Genomic DNA, 19,615 nt, shown 5'->3' on the forward strand with positions numbered 1-19,615 from the left:
AATTTCAAAATCGCCGAAATTGACCATTTCGTGATTACCTATATAGAAGAGCACGCGCGCCTTGCGCAATATATTGCCCAACGTTTGATTATTCCGCATCATGCATCATTACCTTTGCCCGGATCACACCCAGGATGTACATCTGAAATGTCTGAGAAATCCCGCAACATAGCCTCTGCCCTGTTCCCTCTGGGGCTGCTGATGATCGCCATGATCTCCATTCAAAGCGGCGCATCGCTGGCAAAGAGTCTTTTCCCTGTCGTGGGCGCGCAAGGCACCACGACCCTGAGACTGGTATTTGCCAGCCTTATTCTGGTTGCCGTCCTGCGACCATGGCGGGCGAATCTGACAGCTAAGTCGTTACGCACCGTCGTGATCTACGGCATTGCGCTGGGTTGCATGAACCTTCTCTTCTATATGTCGTTGCAGACAGTGCCCCTGGGGATTGCAGTAGCGCTGGAATTCACCGGTCCGCTGGCTGTGGCTTTGCTGTCTTCCCGCAAGCCCATTGATTTTCTCTGGGTGACTCTGGCAGTCATCGGCCTGCTGTTGTTGATCCCGCTGGGGACCTCAGCTGCCGCAATTGATCTGCTCGGTGCCGGCTATGCTTTGGGCGCAGGCGTGTGCTGGGCCGCATACATCGTGTTCGGTCACAAGGCCGGCGCCGACAATGGTGTGCAGACAGCAGCGCTTGGCGTTGTGATTGCCGCGCTGTTCATAGGGCCAATAGGCGTGATACACGCAGGCTCTGCGTTACTGGATATTTCACTGATACCCGCAGCATTGGGTGTCGCCATCCTCTCGACCGCCCTGCCCTATAGCCTGGAGATGATTGCCCTGACGCGGATGTCAGCGCGTACATTCGGCACGCTGGCAAGCCTGGAACCCGTCTTCGCCGCGCTTTCAGGCCTGGTGTTTCTCCATGAAAGCCTTTCACTGACTCAATGGCTGGCGATCGGCGCAATCATCTTCGCGTCCATCGGCGCAACCCTTGGCTCTGCAAACAGCAAACCTCAATTGGTACCGGCCGACTGAACTTACCACGCATCAAGAAGCCATATGGCACTAGCATTTGTTACGCGCATGCGCCATGTTTGTACCTGACCGATTTATCTTCGGTGGCTATGCGTTACAGTTCAAAAGACTCATGGTCCAGTCAATCGGATGGATCGCGATCAGCAATGGCCCGCTAAGGAAAGGAATGAAATACATTTTTGTCGTATTGGCCATCTTGGCTGTGGCAGGTTGTGCAGCCACGTCCAAACCCGTCACGCAAAGCAAGCGAGGCATCCACATCAACTGCTCAGGCCTCACCTCGTCCTGGGCAAAATGCTACGAACTGGCTACCAACTCCTGCGCGTCGAGAACATTCAAGGTGATCGCCAAGTCCGGCGATGCCACCGAGGAGCCCGAAGACTATCCGTTCGGCCTGAACCCGGCGGGTTACACCAGCCGCAGCATGATCATCGTCTGCAGGAAAGCTGCACCACTGGCTGAACCGTTACCGCAGGACTGAGCCTGCGGCAACGCGAAAGCTTGATCAGACAGGAATCGTCCGGGCCTGCAGCCACAGCAGCGCAGTGCCCTGCAGCAACGGGCTCAAGCGCGTCAGAACCTGCACATGGTAGTCATTCAGCCAAGTGCGTTCTTCTGCGTTCAACATCGACACCTCAAGGCAACGGGTGTCGATCGGGCACAGGGTCAGCGTTTCGAAGCGCAAAAACTCGCCGAACTCGGTTTTGCCGGCTTCCTGGTTGATCACCAGGTTTTCGATACGCACTCCCCAGCGCCCAGGCCGGTAAGTACCCGGCTCGATGGACGTGATCATGCCCGGCAGCATGGCCGTCTGCGGCGTTGCAGGTGCCTGATAGGCAATGACCTGCGGCCCCTCGTGCACATTCAGGAAATACCCCACACCGTGCCCGGTGCCATGGCCGTAATTGACACCCTCACTCCAGATAGGCGCTCGGGCAATTGCGTCCAGCAGCGGCGACTGAATACCCTTGGGAAAGTGCGCACGCGATAGCGCGATCACACCCTTGAGCACGCGAGTACAGTCCTGTTTCTGTTCAGCGCTCGGTGTTCCGATCGCCACCATGCGCGTGATGTCGGTGGTACCACCAAGGTACTGCCCGCCCGAATCGATCAGCAGCAAACCGTCGCCTTCTATCCGCGCATGCTCCGCCTCGGTCGCGCGGTAATGCGGCATCGCGCCATTGGCGTTGAATCCCGCAATGGTGGCAAAGCTGGGCGAGACATAACCCGGACGTCGCTCGCGTGCCTGAGTGAGCTTTTCATCAATGGTCAGTTCGCTGACAGGCTCTCGCCCCAGCGCACTGTCCAGCCAGGCGAAGAACTCGCAGAGCGCGGCGCCGTCCTGCTCCATGGCCTGACGGATGTGGGCCGTATCGGTCTCGGTTTTTTGCGATTTCAGCAACGTGCTGGGGTTGAGCCCTTCAACCAGCGTGACCTCGCTGTCCAGGTAATCGAGCAGCCCGCAGGTAACCCGCGCCGGATCGACCAGCAGTCGCGCGTCCTTAGGCAGTTCGCGCAAGGCGGCGCCAATCTGCGTGTATTCCATGAGGTTGATACCGTCGCGCTCCAGGCGCGCACGTACCGAGTCCGGTACTTTCTTCGAGTCCACGAACAGCGTGACGCTTTGCGGACCGATCAAGGCAAATGCGATGAACACCGGATTGTAGGAAACGTCTGCGCCACGCAGATTGAACAGCCAGGCGATGTCGTCCAGTGTGGCGATGAAATGCCAGTCAGCTTTTCGCTCGACGATAATCTGACGAACCCGCGCGAGTTTTTCGTTACGGTCCAGTGACGCCTGGGGAGGCAAATGCTCGTAAATCGGGTGAGACGGCAACGCGGGGCGGTCCTGCCACAGCTCGGTGAGCAGGTCGATATCGGTTCGCAGCCGCGCACCACGTTCGTAGAGCTTGCTTGCCAATGTCCGCGAAGAGGCAACGGCCAGAACCGCCCCATCAACGGCAACCACGCTCTCTGCCTTGGCTTCATCTGCCAGCCATTCGAGCGGGCCTTGTTGGCCGGGCATCAGCTTCACCAATTCGATGCCGCTGCCAGCCAGCTCTTTGGAGGCCTGTTCCCAATAGCGGCTGTCAGCCCATATGCCGGCGAAATCCTGGGTGATGATCAGCGTACCGACCGAGCCGTGAAAACCCGACAGCCACTGGCGCCCCTGCCAATAGCCGGGCAGGTATTCGGAGAGGTGCGGATCCGCTGACGGCACCAGATAGGCATCGATGCGCTCCCTGCTCATCAAGGCGCGGGTTTGCGCCAAACGTTCTGCCACGTCTGAACTGGCATTGGATTGCGTACTCATTGACTCTCCTGCTGACCCGGAAATTGACTGCTTTCACCGGTTCAGATAATGGAGCACTCATCGAGCCTGAGCAACCGCCCAGAACGCTGGCTGAATCAGAGAGGCGCGAATCGAGTCAGCCGCGCGCGCTATGTCCTGCTCGCGAGTGAAGCGCCCCAGACTCAGGCGTATGGTCTGGCTGGCGGCCTGCGGGCTCAGCCCAAGGGCCAGCAGGACATGCGACGGCAGGTTTTTCGCCGAGTTGCAGGCGGAAGTGGACGAAAAGGCGAGGCTCTCACCCAGCGCGGCGACGTCCAGATCGTTATGGGTGAACGTAAAACTGAGTGTGTGGGCAATCCGCTGTGTGGGACTGCCGTTGATACATACCCCGGGAATCCCGGCCAGGCGTTTACAAAGAAGATCGCTCAGCCGCTGTATTTCAACCACCTCACCTTCGAGCACCTCTGCCGCCAAGGCAAAGGCCGCGCCCATTCCGGCAATCTGATGCGTTGCCAGTGTCCCCGAGCGTAAGCCACATTCGTGCCCTCCCCCATGTATCTGGGCGAGAACACGCTGCTGCGCACGCGGACCGACGTACAAAGCGCCGATGCCCTTGGGCCCGTAGATTTTGTGTGCCGAGAGCGACATCAAATCTACCGCGAGCTGGCTGAGGTCGATTGGCAGCTTGCCAGCGCCCTGTGCAGCGTCGACATGCAACAGCGCCCCGTGCCCCCGTACGCGTCTGCCGATTTCGGCGATGTCGTTAACGGTACCCAGTTCGTTATTGACCAGCATCAGCGAGACCAGAAATGTATCGTCACGCAAGGCTGCACTGACGGCATCGGCACTGATCAGGCCCTCGCTGTCCGGCGCCAGCCAGGTGACCTCGACGCCCTCCTGCTCAAGTTGACGGGCGGTGTCGAGGGTAGCCTTGTGCTCGATCAGGCTGGTGATGATATGACCGGGTTTGCCTCCGGCGACGGCTGCCTGGCGCTTGGCACGCTCCTGAGCCACCCCCTTGAGTGCCAGATTGCTGGACTCGGTCGCGCCGGAAGTCCAGATGATCTGCGAGGCTTGCGCACCCACCAGATGCGCAACCTGCTCACGGGCAAGCTCCACTGCAAGGCGGGCCTTCTGGCCGAACGAATGGGAGCTGGAGGCCGGATTGCCGAAGTTGCCTGACACCCCCAGGCAATCGACCATCACTCTGATAACGCGCTCGTCCACAGGGGTGGTGGCGGCGTAATCGAAATACAGCACTGGCTCGTTCATGCGCGCTCCTCGTTCACAGACCATGAAGAGGATCATGCACGAAATCAAATAGAACTAAAAATTATCAATTAATATTTATATAGACAAAAATAGAATATAAAGAAATTGGCCATCGTAAAGTCTGTTGATCTCTGCACGCCCGACTGAGGCGGCAGTCTGTGTCATTAAATACACATCGAAAGATGATATTTTTTTGACAGTCTTATAAATCAATACTTTAGATTATCCAATCTACCATTTATCAAAAATCTAACAGAAACCTGACGAAATAATTTGACAGATACCCTGCCGCCACCGATATATAGGACCGTCAGGCACACTCCGGTTTTACGCACATGCCGCAGAGCATAGCGTCGGAATAATCAGCCGAAGTTGACTGCTGTCCCGTCTCACCCTGTCAGTTATTTCCACGGCGCTTATCCGGCGCTGGCGGATGCCTGTTGACTCTCCATTCCTTTTTTAAATGCTGAATGCGTTCGGTGTGGCGGTAGCGTTGCCTGTTGCAATGCGACCCACTCGACGCTTATGCGTTGATGCTCGGTAAACGGCTCCCTGACTGGATCGACCGGTTCGGCGGTAGCGTGCCCGGCAATCAACGTACGTCTGCAACGGATGCCCGGTCACCCGCTTGGCAACGCACTGATTCATAGAAACATGGAGGCTTCGATGATTAACGTGACCAAGACGTACCTGGGTGATATCGACCAGTTCAAACGCTATGTCGAAGGCATCTACGCACGTGGCTGGCTGACCAATCACGGGCCGCTGGCCAGGGAGCTGACGGACCGACTCAAGGACTACCTGGGCGTCAGGCACATTATTCTGACCAACAACGGCACCCTGGCCCTGCAAGTGGCCTATCGGGCGCTGGGGCTGAGCGGCAGCGCAGTGACTACGCCATTCAGTTTTGTCGCGACCAGCAGCTCGCTGCAATGGGAAGGCATTCGGCCCATCTTTGCCGACATCGATGCGCACACCTGGAACATCTCGCCCAACCACATCGAAAACAGCATTACCGAAGACACCACGGCGATCGTCGCCACCCACGTGTTCGGCAATCCTTGCGACGTGCAAGCCATCGAGCAAATAGCCCGCAAGCACAAGCTCAAGGTCGTCTATGACGGCGCACACGCATTCGCCGTGCGTCACGCAGGCCAGTCGGTGCTCAATCACGGCGACATCAGTACCTTGAGCTTCCATGCCACCAAGCTGTTTCACACCATTGAAGGTGGCGCGATCATCACCAACGATGACGAGCTGGCCAGACAGGCCCATCTGATGTGCAACTTCGGCATTTCCGGCGTCGACCGGATCGATGGCCTCGGCATAAACGCCAAGCTCAATGAGTTCTCCGCCGCCATGGGGCTGTGCATTCTCGACAACATCGGCAATATTCTCGAAGCGCGCGCGGAGATAGCCGACCACTACACTTCGTCGCTGCAAGATTATCTGGATCTGCAGACACCCCAGGCCGATAGCCAGCTTAATCACAGCTATTACCCCGTGGCCCTGCGCGACGAGCAACAATTGCTGGGCGTGCGCACGGCACTCAACCAGCACAAGATCAACCCTCGCCGCTACTTCTACCCTTCACTGGATACCCTTGAATACCTGCAGCCACAACCCGGCCAGCCAGTCTCCAGAGCGTTGAGCGAGCGAGTGCTGTGCCTGCCGATCTATCCCGGTCTGCTGAGAAGCGAGCAGGACCTGGTCATCCGCACCCTGATCGAAGCCTGCAGCGAGACTGACTATCGGGCTTGCACGGTTGCACAGGTCTGCTGACGATCATGCCGAGCAAACACTCCCTCATTCGCAACACCCTCCTGAATTACAGCGGGCAGGCTTACGTACTGCTGATCGGAATTCTGATCATGCCGTTCTATCTGGGCCACCTGGGCGCCGAAGCGTACGGCCTGATCGGTTTCTTCACCCTGCTGCAGGCCTGGCTGCAATTGCTGGATGTCGGCCTGTCGCCCAGCCTGGTACGTGCGGTGGCGCATGCGCGAGACACTCCAGCACGTAAACAACACCTGGGTCGTCTGCTGCGCTCGTTCGAACTGATCTTTCTGCCATTGGCAATGTTCAGCGCCCTGCTTGTCGGTGTCCTCAGCCCCTGGATCGCCGCGCACTGGCTGAACGCAAACACGCTACAACCCGACACGCTGACCCATTGCATCACCTTGATGGGCATCATCATTGCCCTGCGCCTGTGTTCGACGCTGTACAAAAGCGCGATTCAGGGTCTTGAACAACATGCCTGGCTCAACGCCGCCAATGTGTCGATCGCGACGTTGCGCTACTTCGGTGGCCTGGTGCTGGTCAGTCAGTTTTCCCGGGACCCACGGGACTTCTTTGAATTTCAACTGGCGGTGGGGCTGATCGAAACCCTGCTGTTTGCCGGCAAGGCACGTGGGCAAATGCCTGCGCCGCATTGGCTGACCGGTCTGGACTGGCCATTGATCAAGCCGATCCTGCCGTTCGCCGCCAGCCTGTCGCTGAGTGCTGTGCTGTGGATCGTGCTGACTCAGGTGGACAAGGCTCTTTTGTCGAATCTGCTGCCGCTGGACCAGTACGGCTATTTCTCATTGGTGGCGTTGATCACTACCGGCATCGTGATGCTGACCAACCCGCTGGTCCAGACGCTGCTGCCGCGCCTGACCGTGTTGATGGCCGAAGGGCGACGCGACGATATGCACGCCCTGTTTCTGGCCGCCAATCGCCTCGCCTGTACCTTTTTATTCCCGCTGGCTGCGGTCATTGCCCTGTATGCAGAGCCGTTGATCCTCGCCTGGACCGGCGATCCGGTTGCCGCGCGCTGGAGTCGCCCGGTGCTGGGGTGGTACGCGCTGGGCAGCGCCATCATGGCCGCCAGTGCCTTTCAGTTCTATTTGCAATACGCCTATGGCCGGATGCATTTGCACCTGTGGTACAGCCTGATATCGACGCTGGTCAGCGTGCCGGTGATGGTTCTGGCGATCCATTACCAGGGCATGTACGGCGCGGCGTTGGCGTGGTTTTTTCTGCGGGCGACGTCCTTCGCGATATGGCCAGTCATCGTGCATCGACACCTGGCCCCCGGTCTTCATCGCCAGTGGTTGAGCGACATTCTGCGGATCAGCGCGATGAGCGCTGCAGGCCTGGTGGTCAGCGTCCCCGTCTTCAATCTGATTGCCGGTGAAAGCCGAATCAGCGTGCTTCTGGCACTCGCGCTCAGCGGGCTTGTCACCCTGACACTGGTGGCGACGAGTCACCGGCCGCTGGCATCGAAACTCTATGTTCTGTTCAGTAAACCGAGTACTTGAGCCATGGACGACACTGTAAAGAATACCGACGAAACCTGCCTGGCGCCGCCGCTGCTGAGCATCGTATGCCCCGCCTACAATCAAGAGGGCTTCATCGCTCAGACGCTGGACGGGCTTTTGGCACAGCAGACCGATTTCAGGTACGAAATCCTGATCAACGACGACGCCTCCACCGACGGCACCGCGCGCATCATTGCGCACTACGCCGAGCGGTATCCGACGATCATTCGGGCCTTCTATCAACAGGTCAATCAGTACAGTCAGGGCAGCGCGTGCGTCCCGGGCCTGTTTGGCGAAGCACGCGGTCGCTACATCGCCTACTGCGAAGCCGATGACTACTGGACCGATCCGCAAAAACTGCAGCTGCAAGTGGACTTTCTCGAAGCTCATCCGGATTACGTCATCACTTATCACGATGCGTTCGTCTTCGATGAGCACGGGCAGTATGGCGTGCAGTTGCAAGGTCATCTGCGCGCCGATGCCTCGGCGCTGGAGTTGCAAAAAGCGAGACGCCTCTCGACCCTGACTGTCTGTTTTCGCAATGTGTTCAGCCAGATGCCGCCCGAATTGAGCCTGTGCAGCGCGCCGTTGAACGATATGTGCTGGTGGTCGTTGCTGGGGGCCTACGGCAAGGGCAAGTTCATGGCCGGGATCAAGCCGGCCGCCTATCGCATGCACCCTGGCGGGGTGTTCTCGATGCGCAGTGACAAACGCAAGTTGCACATGAACCTGCAGACCTGCTCAAGCCTGGCCAACTATTACAACCGCCTGGGCAATCAGCCGCTGTACCAGCATTTCCTGATGCAGACGGTGTGCCTGTCGCTGGCCGCACTCGCCCCCCGCCACAAGCTGCAGACGGTGTGGAAGGTGGCAGGCAACGTGATCGGCAATCTGCGCAGGCGCCTGTTGCCGGACACTGGCAACGCTCATGTTCAGTAGTGTGCTGGTGTTGTGCGTCGGCAACGTTTGCCGCAGCCCGATGGCGGTCGCGATGCTGCATGAACGCCTGAAGGCCACTCAGGTGCGTATCCAGTCGGCAGGCATCGCCGCGCTATCGGGTTCGTCGATCGACCCGACGGCACATGCGGTGCTGCAGTCGCACCGGGTGCAGCCTCGGCGGCATGCCGCTCGCCAAGTGAATCGCGAGCTGCTGCGCGAGGCCGACCTGATCCTGCTGATGGAGCAGGCGCATTTTTCCAACGTCCTCGAACTGGCCCCCGAAGTGCGCGGCAAAGCGTTTCTGATCGGTAAATGGCAGGACCCGCTCGACATCACCGACCCTTACCGGCGGCCTGCGTCAGCCTTCGAACAGACCTACGCGCAGCTCTCACGCTGCATCGACGACTGGCTTCCCCATTTTCAGTCAGGAGCACCAGGATAAATGACCGTCATGAACCATCCTTCCCTGAATTTCCAAGCGGACTCCCGGATTGATCTGGCAACGGTCCTGCGGATGCTGTTCGATCACAAAACCCTGATCCTGTGGACCGTCGGCCTGTTTTTTCTGCTCGGCCTGGGCTACGCCATTCTGGCCACGCCGGTGTATCAGGCCACCGCCATGATTCAGATAGAACCCCGAAAAATCGGCATCGAGGGTACGCCGGAAGTCAGTGCCAAGCCACTCTCGGTGTCGCAGGCGACCACCGAGATCGAGTTGATCAAGTCCCGCGCGCTGCTGGGCAAGGTCGTCGACGATCTGAAGCTCAATAGGCTCCAGACACCTGATTTGTTTCCTGTGATCGGTCCTTATCTGTATCGCACCTTCAAGCCCGCACGCGACGGTGAACTGGCGCAGCCTTTATTCGGCCTGACCCAATATGCGTGGGGCGGCGAAAAAATAGAGGTGTTCCAACTGGAAGTGCCAGAGCACCTGCTGGGTGAAAAACTCACCCTGACCGCAGGCAAACCCGGCCAGTTCTCGCTCTACGATAGCGAACACAATCTGCTGCTCGGCGGGGCGATCAATCGCGTGGTCGAAGGCCACGGAATCAAGATTCAGGTCGCTACGTTGCAGGCCCGGCCCGGTACCGATTTCACTGTCTCCAGACAGCGCACACTCAGCACCGCGCTGATCTATCAGAACCGCCTGAAGATCGCCGAGGCCGGCAGGGATTCGGGGATCATCTACCTGTCGATCGAGGACCAGGATGCGCAACGGGCCAACCGGATTCTTGATGAAGTCAGCCATCTGTATGTACGCCAGAACATCGAGCGCAGTTCTGCCGAAGCCGCCCAGCGACTGCAGTTTTTGCGCTCGCAGTTACCCGCCGTACGCAAGCAGCTCGAAGAATCGGAAACCGCACTGAATACCTTCCAGACCAGCGCCCGGTCGGTGGACCTGAGTATCGAAACCAAGGGGGTGCTTGACCAGGTAGTCAGTCTCGACTCAATGCTATCGGAACTGAAACTCAAACGCGTCGAACTGGAACGGCTGTATACCCGCGAGCACCCGACCTATCGCAGCCTGATGAGCCAGATGAACCAGCTGGAACAACAGCGCCAGGGCCTGCTGAAAAAAATCGACGCGCTGCCCATGACCCAGCAGGAGTTGTTGCGCCTGACCCGTGATATGCAGGTCATCAGCCAGACCTACACACTGATGCTCAACAAAAGCCAGGAGCAGGACATTCTGCGCGCCGGCAACATCGGCAACGTACGGGTCATCGATAACGCCGACACCAATGTCGAAAGACCCGTCAAACCGATGAAAACACTGATCGTGCTGATTGCCACGCTGCTCGGCGCGCTGGTCGCGATGACCATGGTTTTCGTGCGCCAGGCGTTCTATCGCGGCATCGAAAGCGCCGAGAGCATTGAAAATCTGGGCATGCCGGTCTACGCGTCGCTGCCGCACTCGCGCCAACAGGAGCATCTGGACAAGCGCGACCATGCCGGCCAGGAGTCGAAGTTGCTGAGCATTGCCGCGCCCGCCGAGCTGGCGATCGAGTCATTGCGCAGCCTGCGCACAAGCCTGCACTTCGCCATGCTTGAAGCGCGCAACAACGTGCTGATGATCTCCAGCCCGACACCGGGTGCCGGCAAGTCTTTTGTGTCGAGCAATCTGGCGACCATCATTGCCCAGACCGGCAAACGGGTCCTGCTGATCGATGCCGACATGCGCAAAGGCTACCTGCATCGCCTCTTCGGTCTGCAACCCAAACACGGGCTGTCCGACACACTGGCGGCGCGTCTGCGCTGTACCGAGGTCATCAACAGCACCCGTGTCCGGCATCTGGATTTCATCTCCTGTGGTTTCGCCGCGCCCAACCCCTCGGAGCTGCTGATGCATGACAACTTCCACAAGATGCTTGCCGAACTGTCGCCGCTGTATGACCTGATTCTGATCGACACCCCGCCCATCCTGGCCGTGACCGACGCGACGCTGGTGGGCCGTCAGGCGGGCACTTGCCTGCTGGTGGCGCGCTTTGGCATGACCACCGTCCAGGAAATCGAAGCCAGCAAACGCCGTCTGGGTCAGAACGGAATTCTGATCAAGGGCGCCATTTTCAACGCGGTGGTGCGCAAGGCCACGACCTCCGACTACGACTGCGCCGCCTACGGCTACAACTACCACCCCGCGCCCCGATAGCCGGGGCGCTGCTTGCCGCTGACCGAGCTGTTTCATTTAAAAGGAATTAACCATGTCCCACTCCGACCAGGATGTCCGCTGGTACCTGATCCAGACCAAACCACGGCAGGAAGCCCGCGCCGAAGAACATTTGCGGCGTCAGCAGTTCGAGTGCTATCGACCGTTACAGGCCGATGCAAAAAAACCCGGCACCAGGGTTCAGGCCGGCGAGGCCTTGTTCCCCGGTTATCTGTTCATTCACATGGATCAGGTGCAGGACAACTGGTACCCGATTCGCTCCACCCGCGGCGTCTCGCGCATCGTGACTTTCGGTGGTCATCCGGTCCCGGTTCGGGATCATCTGATCGAGCAGATCCGCCAACGACTCGCCACACCCGCGCCGAAAACACAGTTTACCCAAGGGGACGCGGTGCTGATCACCCATGCCAGCTGGGGTGAAGTCGAGGCCATCTTTCTGAGTGAGGATGGCGCGCAGCGCGCGGTGATCCTGCTCAATATGCTGCAACGTCAGCAAAAAGTGGTGTTGCCGATCAGCAGCCTGTCGCGAATCGAGGCGAGCGCCTAGCGCTCGAACCCGCCGCAACCTGCCGCACGACGTGTGCTGAAAGCATGCGTCGCACGCCTGTTTCACCAGCCTCGGAATCGCACCATGCCGCGCCAGACCACCCTGGTGACGCTCACCTATGGTGACCGTTTCAGCTATTTGCACACCCTGATCAGCCGCTCGCTGGAAAGCCCGCTGATTGGCCGTGTGATCGTTGTCAGCAATGCTTCCACCGCGCCGCTGCAAGCGTTGCGCGATGAGTGGCCCGATCGGGTTCAGGTGATCTGGCTGCCGCACAACACCGGCTCGGCCAATGGCTACTCGGTGGGCATTAACGCCGCGCTGCAAACCGGAGACGACTGCATCTGGCTGATGGACGACGATAACGCACCGACCGCGCATGCCATCGAGGCATTGCATCGATCCTTGCGTGAACGACAACTCATCGACGGCCAGGACAACTGCGCGGTGCTCGGCTTTCGCCCCACGCATCAAGCCGACATCGCCGCAGGTGTGCCGCTGCAATATGCGATCCAGCGGCGCTCAAGCTTCTTCGGCTTTCACATCGCACAGTTGCCGTACAAGATCTGGCGACGCCTGCCGTGGGGAAAGCCCGATGCGACCCGGCTGATGCCGGAACGCGTGCAACTGCCTTTTGCCACTTACGGCGGGCTGCTTGCCCATCGCAGCCTTTACCAAAAGATCGGCCTGCCGTTGGATGCTCTCAAGCTGTACAGCGATGACAGCGAATACACCTGGCGCATCACCGACGGTGGCGGAAAGCTGTTTCTGGTGCCCGATGCGCGGCTGGACGATCTGGAAGACTCCTGGAACATCAAGGCACGTACCCACAATGTCTATGAAAGCTACCTGCTGGGCGGATCGGATCTGCGCGCCTACTACGCAGCGCGCAATCAGGCCTGGTTCGACAAACATGTCTGGGCGGCCTCCCCAATCAGCTATCGGCTCAATCGCTGGGTTTTTCTCTGCCTGCTGAACCTGTATGCCTGGCGCTGTGGCGCAGCGCAGCGTCTGGACCTGCTCAACGACGCCATTCGCGAGGGCGAAGCCGGCAGGCTGGGCCTGAACAGGGCCTACCCGCTATGAAAATCCTTTTCATCAACAGCCTCTACGCGCCCGATATCGGCGGCGGCGCAGAAATCATTCTGCAACGTACCGTCGAGGGATTGCAGCAGCGCGGGCACAGCGTCGCGGTTTTGGCCACCACTGACCGGCCTGGCTTACAACTGGCGGAGGTCAACCGGGTCAAGGTCTATCGAGCCGGCCTGCTTAACCGTTATTGGCACTTCATCGCCCAGCGTCCGGGCCGTCTGGCGCGCTTTGCCTGGCACTGGCGCGATCGCTACAACGCAGGCATGCGTGAGTACGTGGAGCGCGTGATGGAGCTGGAGCAGCCAGAACTGGTGGTGTGCCATAACCTGACGGGCTGGTCGGTCTCGGCATGGGACCAGATCACCCAGGCCAATTGCCCGATCGTGCAGGTGCTGCACGACTTTTACTTGCTGTGCCCGGCAAGCACGATGTTCAGAAAGGGCAAAAGCTGTCAGCGCCGCTGCACGACGTGCACACGGTTGCGCAGCCAGCATGCACAACAGTCGGAACAGGTCAGCGCGGTGGTCGGTGTCAGCCGCTTCATGCTCGACACGCTGCGGGAGCAGGATTATTTCAAGCATGCCAGAGGCTATGTGGTGCATAACGCCAGCCCGTTTACGCCAGCGCTTCGCGAGCAGCCCAAGGCACTTGTCGATAACGCACCGTTGCGTTTCGGTTACCTGGGCACCCTGTCGACCAACAAGGGGCTGGAGTGGCTGATCGAGCAGTTCCAGCGCCTGCCGTTCAAAGCCACCCTGCAGATTGCCGGGCGCGGACAGTCGACTGACGAAAAGCGCTTCAAAGCCATGGTCACGTCCACCGACATCAGTTTCGTCGGTTTTCAGAGACCCGAGAACTTCTATCGCCAGATCGATGTGGCGATTGTGCCTTCCCTGTGGAATGAGCCGTTCGGCATGGTCGCGGTCGAGGCATGCGCGCACTCGCTGCCGGTCATCGCCAGCCGCATGGGCGGGCTCACGGAAATCATTCAGGAACCGCTCAATGGCTTGCTGTGCAGCCCCGATGATCCTGACTCACTGGGGCTGGCGATGCTCAGGCTGCATCAGCAGCCCGAACTGCTGGCACGCCTTGGCAGCCAGGCACGCAGCAGCGTGGCGTCGTTGATGAATCTGGACCTGATGCTGGACCAGTACGAAAGCATTTTTGCCCAGACCTTGCAGGACCGCAGCACTTAGCACGGGCGCAATCGCCCCCCCTTTGACGACATCACGGACACGGTTTGGCACCCATCAGCTCACCTTCATCAGCAGGATGCTCAAGATGATTTTCATCAATGCACGGTTTCTTACCCAGGACATCAGTGGTGTACAGCGCTACGCAGAGCAGATGTGTCGAGCGCTGAAGCGACTGCGCGACGATCTGCTATTCGTTACCCCGCACAACATCAGACGGCATGACTGCGCCAGCGCATTGGAGGCGCACTGCATCGGGCGCTCCACCGGGCATGCGTGGGAGCAGATCGACCTGCCGCTGTACCTGAAACGTCGGGGCAGTCCGCTGCTGATCTCGATCAGCAACACCGGGCCCATGCTGTATGGCAACCAGATTGCGACTCACCACGACATCAACTATGTGCGCTACCCGCAAAGTTACACCCGGCTGTTCCGGCTGGCCTATCGGACCATCACCCCGGTCCTGCTGTCGCGCGCCAAAACGCTGATCACCGGCAGCCACTTTTCGCGCAAAGAAATATCCTCGTTCTATGGCTACGCAGAAGACAAGGTGCTCGTCGTACCGGCTGCGGTCAGCGACGATTTCATCCCGGGGTCGACCGCTGTAGGTCAGCCGAACTACCTGCTGGCCGTATCCTCACCGGCCGTGCACAAGAATTTCAGACGCATGATTCAGGCCTTTCTCAGCCTGCGTGGCCACACGGATCTGCAACTGCACATTGTCGGCGCAGCCAGCGCGCTGTTCGCCGACCCGAACCTGCAGCACCTCGCCTGCCGTGACCCGCGTATCCGTTTTCTGGGTCGTCTCAGTGATGCCGAATTGATCGAGCAATATCAGGGCGCGACCGCGTTCGTGTTCCCTTCGCTTTACGAGGGCTTCGGCATCCCGCCGCTCGAAGCCCAGGCCTGCGGCTGCCCGGTGCTGGCGGCCAATGCCGCATCGATCCCCGAGGTTCTGCAAGGCAGTGCTCTGTATTTCGACCCGCTGGACGTCAGCCACATGGCCGCAGCCATGCAGCGCATTCTGCTGGATGCGTCCTTGCGCAACGCCCTGCGTGTACAAGGCCTGCAAAACGTGCAGCGCTTTTCCTGGGCGCTTTCCGCGCAGCGCCTTTCCCAGCGCATCGACACGTTGCTGGCGTCCGACCCCGCGCAGCAAAGCAGACTGGACGTCACCGCCGAATCGTCCACCGGCAAACCCTGACTCCACAACAGCAACGCCAGGATGCGCGCCGTCGCGTCCGCAGTAGCGCGGGCCATTACAGCAAGGAACGCCCATGAAAATCGCTATCGTCCACGACTGGCTGGTGAGTTACGCCGGTGCCGAGCGCGTGCTTGCATCACTGATCAACGTCTGGCCCGCTGCGGACCTGTTTGCCGTCATCGACTTCCTCAGCGATCAGGACCGCGCGCACCTGCACGGCAAGGTCGCCAGAACGACGTTTATCCAGAAGCTGCCCGGCGCCCGCAAACACTATGCGCGCTACCTGCCGCTGATGCCGCTGGCCATCGAGCAACTGGATCTGTCCGGTTATGACCTGATCATCAGCAGCAGCCACGCAGTGGCCAAGGGCGTGCTGTGCGGCCCGGACCAATTGCACATCAGTTATGTGCACTCGCCGATCCGCTAGGCCTGGGACTTGCAGCACCAGTACCTTCAGGAGTCAGGGATGAACAAGGGCATCAAGGGTGGTCTGGCACGTCTGATCCTGCATTACATTCGCCTGTGGGACCAGCGCACGTCGACCGGTGTGGATGCCTTCATCGCCAATTCCGGGTTTATCGGTGCGCGCATCAGCAAGGCCTATCGACGCGACTCCACCGTCATCTACCCGCCCGTGGACACGCTCGGCTTCACCGCCCAAGGCGCGCGTGGGGACTTCTACCTCTGCGCCTCGCGGATGGTGCCTTACAAACGCATGCCGATGATCGTCGAAGCCTTCGCCGCGATGCCTGACAAACGCCTGATCATGATCGGCGACGGACCGGACCTGGCCAAGGCGCAGGCCATTGCCAGCCAGGTGAGCAACGTGACGCTGCTGGGTTTTCAGCCAGGTAACGTGCTGCTCGAGCACATGCGCAGCGCCAAAGCGTTTGTCTTTGCCGCCGAGGAGGACTTCGGCATCAGCCCGGTCGAGGCCCAGGCCTGCGGCACGCCGGTCATCGCCTTCGCCAAGGGCGGCGTCATGGAGACCGTGCACGGCTTGGATCACCCGCAACCGACCGGCGTGTTCTACCGACAGCAAACGATCGCATCACTGATCGCCGCCATCGGCGAATTCGAAGCAGCGCAATCACGCATCTCTTCCGAGGCCTGCCGGGCCAATGCCGAGCGGTTTTCGGTGGCGCGCTTCGAGCAGGAGGTCAAGGCCTTCGTCGAGGACCGTCTGACCGTCTCAAGCGGGATCCATCTGGCGCGCCTGCCTCAGTCGCCATGGGTCGCCCAGGCATCGCCTGGCCTGGGCAGCGAACTGCCGGGCCGTGTTGTCTCCCTGAAAACCGTCTGAGCGAGCCCTTCCCATGCGTACTTCAGTCCGCGGCATTCTGCGTGCCCACCAGTCAGCGCTTTCGCTCGCCCATCGCTTGCTGGACCTGACCGTCATCGTGCTGATCGGTTACTGGCAAACCGGGCTGACGGTCACCGACAGCACAGAGGCCTGGTCGCATATTTTCCTCGCGGTACTGGTCTTTCACTGGGTCAGCGAGTACCACCAGTTGTATGGCTCATGGCGCGGCGAGCGCATTCTGCGCGAGCTGACCAAGGTCTTCAGTTACTGGGCGATGACCTTCATCACCCTGCTGTCGCTGAACAGCCTGCTGCTCAACCAGACGCAATTGCCCGATAACGGCCAGATGAGGTGGTTTGCGCTGGCACTCGCCGTGCTGTGCGGCTACCGGCTGCTGATTCGTCTAGCCCTGCACACGCTGCGTCGGCGTGGCTTCAACACGCGTCGGGTGGCGATCGTCGGCACCGGGCAGGTCGGCGAGCGGCTGGCCCGGTCCATCGCCCTGGCGCCCTGGATGGGCCTGATCCTGCTGGGCTTTTACGACACGCACCCGCAGCAGATGAATCTGCAGGCGCACAAGCGCCGCCCGCCAGTATTGGGTGATCTGCAGCAGTTGATCGACGATGCCCGCGCAGGCCGGATCGACAAGGTGTACATCACCCTCGCCTTCAGCGCCGAACCGCAACTGCGCGAGTTGATTACCGGCCTGAGCGACACCACCGCCTCGGTGTACCTGATTCCGGATGTGTTCATGTTCGACCTGCTGCATGCGCGCAGTGAAAGCATCAACGGCCTGGCCAGCATCAGCATTTTCGACTCGCCCATGGACGGTGCCTGGAGCCTGGCCAAACGTGCCGAAGACATCGTGCTGTCGAGCCTGATTCTGTTGCTGATCGCTGTGCCGCTGCTGACCATCGCGGCAGCCATCAAGCTCACCTCGACCGGCCCGGTGCTGTTCCGCCAGCGCCGCTACGGGCTGGACGGCCGCTCGATCATGGTCTGGAAATTTCGCAGCATGCGCGTCCAGGAGAACACCGACGGGGTGCTTCAGGCGACGCGCAACGACGCGCGGGTAACGCCGCTGGGCCGTTTTTTGCGACGCACGTCGCTGGATGAACTGCCGCAGTTCTTCAATGTGCTGCACGGCGACATGTCCATCGTCGGCCCTCGCCCCCATGCCATTGCCCACAACGAGCAGTACCGCGGGCAGGTCAGCGGCTACATGTTGCGCCACAAGGTCAAGCCCGGCATCACCGGCTGGGCGCAGATCAACGGCTGGCGCGGCGAAACCGACACGCTGGACAAGATGCGCATGCGCGTCGAATTCGACCTGGACTACATCGAGCACTGGTCGATCTGGCTGGACCTGAAAATCATTCTGCTGACGCTGCTCAAGGGGTTCGTCAACAAGAACGCCTTCTGATGCCGGCGCTGCCCCGAGCACACACCCAACACCCTCGGTACGCAACACGAACGGAGCAATCCCATGAAAGGAAAAACGTCATGAATCGAAGCGTTACTGCGTTACTGCTGGTCAGTCTGGCGCTGCAAGGCTGTGCATTCGCGCCGGGGCAACATATGACGCCGGATGACGTCACCCTCGACAAACCTGACGAGCCCCGGGCACAGTTGATCGAGGTGACCCCGAAAACCCTGCAGCAACAGCAACTGCGCGCCACCGCAGAGGCCAAGGCCCTGCCGCAGGCGCTGCTGGACTACAGAACTCCGGAATACGTGATCGGTGCTGGCGATACCTTGCTGGTCACCGTGTTCGAACACCCCGAACTGACCGCGCCGGGCTCACAGGACCAACTGGATGCCAACACCCGGGAAGTGCTCAACGACGGCACGCTCTACTTCCCCTATGTAGGCAGAATCCGCGCGAGTGGCAGAACGGTCAGCGAGGTTCGTGAGCAGTTGCGCATGGGCCTGGCGCCGCAATACACCGAGGTCAAGGTCGACGTCAAAGTGCTGCGCTACAACAGCCAGCGAATACTGTTGTCCGGTTCTTTCAAGGTCCCAGGCCCGCAACCGATTACCAATATTCCGTTGAGCCTGGTGCAGGCGGTGAGTGTCGCCGGCGTCGACCTGACCGACGCCAACCTGGCCGGGCTGACCCTGCGCCGGGAGGGCAAGGATTACCTGATCGACATCGACTCGCTGAACCGCCGGGACTCGCAACTGAGCCGGATCTTCCTCAAGAACGGCGATTACCTGCACCTGAACAGCAACTCGCGAAACAAGATCTACGTGCTGGGCGAGGTCCGTAACCCTCAGGTGATCTCGTTCGGCACCACCCGCCTGACCCTGCTCGAAGCGCTGGGAAACTCCGGCGGCCTCAGCCCGGACAGCGCAGACGGCGATGCGGTGTACGTCATACGCGGTGCGGAAAACTTTGCCCAGGCGCCTTCCACCGTCTACCACCTCAATGCGAAAAAGCCCACCGCCTACCTGCTGGCGGGGCAGTTCGAGCTCAAGGCGCAGGATGTGGTGTTCGTCGGCCCTGCCGATATCACCCGCTGGAGCCGCTTCATCAGCCAGTTGCTCGGCTCGGCCAGTGTGATACAGACCGGTGCGGCCTTTCGCAACTGACCCGGACGGCCGTTCGCCCATCTCCCTGCACGCGGTTGTGCAGGGATTTTTTTGCCTGTCACACCGCGCCAGACTGTTGCCAGAGCAACAGCTGTTCAACAGTTGACGGCTTTTGCATCAGCGCGGCGAACTCTCTCCCCCTGCATGCAATACACGCAGACCCAATAGCTGCGGG

Annotated in this window: 15 protein-coding genes and 1 pseudogene; 14 read left to right on the top strand and 2 right to left on the bottom strand. The window is 60.0% G+C overall.

Annotated elements, in window-relative coordinates; translation table 11 throughout:
• Positions 1-147 precede the first annotated feature (147 nt).
• Together rhtA and PI739_RS09130 are read left to right on the top strand one after the other, a co-directional pair.
• Positions 148-1,035, top strand: coding sequence for a threonine/homoserine exporter RhtA (gene rhtA, locus PI739_RS09125; protein ID WP_003370628.1), 888 nt, complete (start codon positions 148-150; stop codon positions 1,033-1,035).
• A 166-nt stretch (positions 1,036-1,201) separates the two neighbouring features.
• Positions 1,202-1,516 carry a hypothetical protein gene (locus PI739_RS09130; RefSeq protein ID WP_003370625.1) on the top strand — a complete coding sequence of 105 codons (315 nt, stop codon included), beginning with the start codon at positions 1,202-1,204 and terminating at the stop codon, positions 1,514-1,516.
• A 24-nt stretch (positions 1,517-1,540) separates the two neighbouring features.
• Here PI739_RS09130 and PI739_RS09135 read toward each other — a convergent pair whose 3' ends face one another.
• Together PI739_RS09135 and PI739_RS09140 are read right to left on the bottom strand one after the other, a co-directional pair.
• Positions 1,541-3,349: an aminopeptidase P family protein gene (locus PI739_RS09135; protein WP_003436469.1), complete on the bottom strand. Its 1,809-nt coding sequence runs from the start codon at positions 3,347-3,349 to the stop codon at positions 1,541-1,543.
• Positions 3,350-3,406: 57 nt separating this feature from the next.
• The gene (locus tag PI739_RS09140) at positions 3,407-4,600 is read right to left on the bottom strand and encodes a cysteine desulfurase family protein (protein WP_072366950.1); all 1,194 of its coding nucleotides are present in this window, start codon (positions 4,598-4,600) and stop codon (positions 3,407-3,409) included.
• Positions 4,601-5,266: 666 nt separating this feature from the next.
• On the opposite strand from PI739_RS09140, the gene PI739_RS09145 reads away from it, so the two are divergent.
• The 12 genes and pseudogenes from PI739_RS09145 to PI739_RS09200 all read left to right on the top strand — a co-directional run bounded on the left by PI739_RS09145 (position 5,267) and on the right by PI739_RS09200 (position 19,440).
• Positions 5,267-6,382: a DegT/DnrJ/EryC1/StrS family aminotransferase gene (locus tag PI739_RS09145; RefSeq protein ID WP_122266625.1), complete on the top strand. Its 1,116-nt coding sequence runs from the start codon at positions 5,267-5,269 to the stop codon at positions 6,380-6,382.
• A gap of 5 nt (positions 6,383-6,387) precedes the next feature.
• Positions 6,388-7,902 (top strand): lipopolysaccharide biosynthesis protein, encoded by a 1,515-nt coding sequence (locus PI739_RS09150; RefSeq protein WP_240880210.1) that lies wholly within the window; start codon positions 6,388-6,390, stop codon positions 7,900-7,902.
• A 3-nt stretch (positions 7,903-7,905) separates the two neighbouring features.
• Positions 7,906-8,841 carry a glycosyltransferase family 2 protein gene (locus PI739_RS09155; RefSeq protein ID WP_240880209.1) on the top strand — a complete coding sequence of 312 codons (936 nt, stop codon included), beginning with the start codon at positions 7,906-7,908 and terminating at the stop codon, positions 8,839-8,841.
• A complete protein-coding gene (locus tag PI739_RS09160; protein WP_003370610.1) occupies positions 8,831-9,283 on the top strand; it encodes a low molecular weight protein-tyrosine-phosphatase in 453 nt (150 codons plus the stop codon). The genes PI739_RS09155 and PI739_RS09160 overlap by 11 nt, the downstream gene beginning before the upstream one ends.
• Positions 9,284-11,491: a polysaccharide biosynthesis tyrosine autokinase gene (locus tag PI739_RS09165; RefSeq protein ID WP_271351759.1), complete on the top strand. Its 2,208-nt coding sequence runs from the start codon at positions 9,284-9,286 to the stop codon at positions 11,489-11,491.
• Positions 11,492-11,543: 52 nt separating this feature from the next.
• Complete coding sequence (rfaH, locus tag PI739_RS09170) at positions 11,544-12,056, top strand: transcription/translation regulatory transformer protein RfaH (RefSeq protein ID WP_054081640.1); 513 nt, start codon at positions 11,544-11,546, stop codon at positions 12,054-12,056.
• 84 nt (positions 12,057-12,140) lie between these two features.
• On the top strand, positions 12,141-13,142 hold the full coding sequence (locus tag PI739_RS09175; protein ID WP_099266221.1) for a glycosyltransferase: 1,002 nt from the start codon (positions 12,141-12,143) through the stop codon (positions 13,140-13,142).
• Positions 13,139-14,344, top strand: a complete 1,206-nt coding sequence (locus PI739_RS09180) for a glycosyltransferase family 4 protein (RefSeq protein ID WP_099266222.1) — start codon at positions 13,139-13,141, stop codon at positions 14,342-14,344. The genes PI739_RS09175 and PI739_RS09180 overlap by 4 nt, the downstream gene beginning before the upstream one ends.
• Before the next feature lie 85 nt (positions 14,345-14,429).
• On the top strand, positions 14,430-15,545 hold the full coding sequence (locus PI739_RS09185) for a glycosyltransferase family 4 protein (protein ID WP_099266223.1): 1,116 nt from the start codon (positions 14,430-14,432) through the stop codon (positions 15,543-15,545).
• 73 nt (positions 15,546-15,618) lie between these two features.
• A pseudogene (locus tag PI739_RS09190) lies at positions 15,619-16,848 on the top strand (glycosyltransferase family 4 protein).
• Between the two features lie 13 nt (positions 16,849-16,861).
• A complete protein-coding gene (locus PI739_RS09195) occupies positions 16,862-18,271 on the top strand; it encodes an undecaprenyl-phosphate glucose phosphotransferase (protein ID WP_058397920.1) in 1,410 nt (469 codons plus the stop codon).
• 80 nt (positions 18,272-18,351) lie between these two features.
• Complete coding sequence (locus PI739_RS09200; protein ID WP_003436440.1) at positions 18,352-19,440, top strand: polysaccharide biosynthesis/export family protein; 1,089 nt, start codon at positions 18,352-18,354, stop codon at positions 19,438-19,440.
• The last annotated feature ends 175 nt before the right edge of the window (positions 19,441-19,615 follow it).

Origin of the sequence: Pseudomonas cerasi (assembly GCF_027983475.1) — a bacterium.
GTDB lineage: Bacteria > Pseudomonadota > Gammaproteobacteria > Pseudomonadales > Pseudomonadaceae > Aquipseudomonas > Aquipseudomonas cerasi.

Bases quoted from the DNA above. Each gene is read 5' to 3' on its own strand.
- PI739_RS09195 (WP_058397920.1), top strand. From the start codon at position 16,862: ATGCGTACTTCAGTCCGCGGCATTCTGCGTGCCCACCAGTCAGCGCTT.
- PI739_RS09180 (WP_099266222.1), top strand. From the start codon at position 13,139: ATGAAAATCCTTTTCATCAACAGCCTCTACGCGCCCGATATCGGCGGC.
- rhtA (WP_003370628.1), top strand. From the start codon at position 148: ATGTCTGAGAAATCCCGCAACATAGCCTCTGCCCTGTTCCCTCTGGGG.
- PI739_RS09130 (WP_003370625.1), top strand. From the start codon at position 1,202: ATGAAATACATTTTTGTCGTATTGGCCATCTTGGCTGTGGCAGGTTGT.
- PI739_RS09135 (WP_003436469.1), bottom strand. From the start codon at position 3,349: ATGAGTACGCAATCCAATGCCAGTTCAGACGTGGCAGAACGTTTGGCG.
- rfaH (WP_054081640.1), top strand. From the start codon at position 11,544: ATGTCCCACTCCGACCAGGATGTCCGCTGGTACCTGATCCAGACCAAA.
- PI739_RS09145 (WP_122266625.1), top strand. From the start codon at position 5,267: ATGATTAACGTGACCAAGACGTACCTGGGTGATATCGACCAGTTCAAA.
- PI739_RS09160 (WP_003370610.1), top strand. From the start codon at position 8,831: ATGTTCAGTAGTGTGCTGGTGTTGTGCGTCGGCAACGTTTGCCGCAGC.
- PI739_RS09165 (WP_271351759.1), top strand. From the start codon at position 9,284: ATGACCGTCATGAACCATCCTTCCCTGAATTTCCAAGCGGACTCCCGG.
- PI739_RS09175 (WP_099266221.1), top strand. From the start codon at position 12,141: ATGCCGCGCCAGACCACCCTGGTGACGCTCACCTATGGTGACCGTTTC.
- PI739_RS09150 (WP_240880210.1), top strand. From the start codon at position 6,388: ATGCCGAGCAAACACTCCCTCATTCGCAACACCCTCCTGAATTACAGC.
- PI739_RS09155 (WP_240880209.1), top strand. From the start codon at position 7,906: ATGGACGACACTGTAAAGAATACCGACGAAACCTGCCTGGCGCCGCCG.
- PI739_RS09185 (WP_099266223.1), top strand. From the start codon at position 14,430: ATGATTTTCATCAATGCACGGTTTCTTACCCAGGACATCAGTGGTGTA.
- PI739_RS09200 (WP_003436440.1), top strand. From the start codon at position 18,352: ATGAATCGAAGCGTTACTGCGTTACTGCTGGTCAGTCTGGCGCTGCAA.
- PI739_RS09140 (WP_072366950.1), bottom strand. From the start codon at position 4,600: ATGAACGAGCCAGTGCTGTATTTCGATTACGCCGCCACCACCCCTGTG.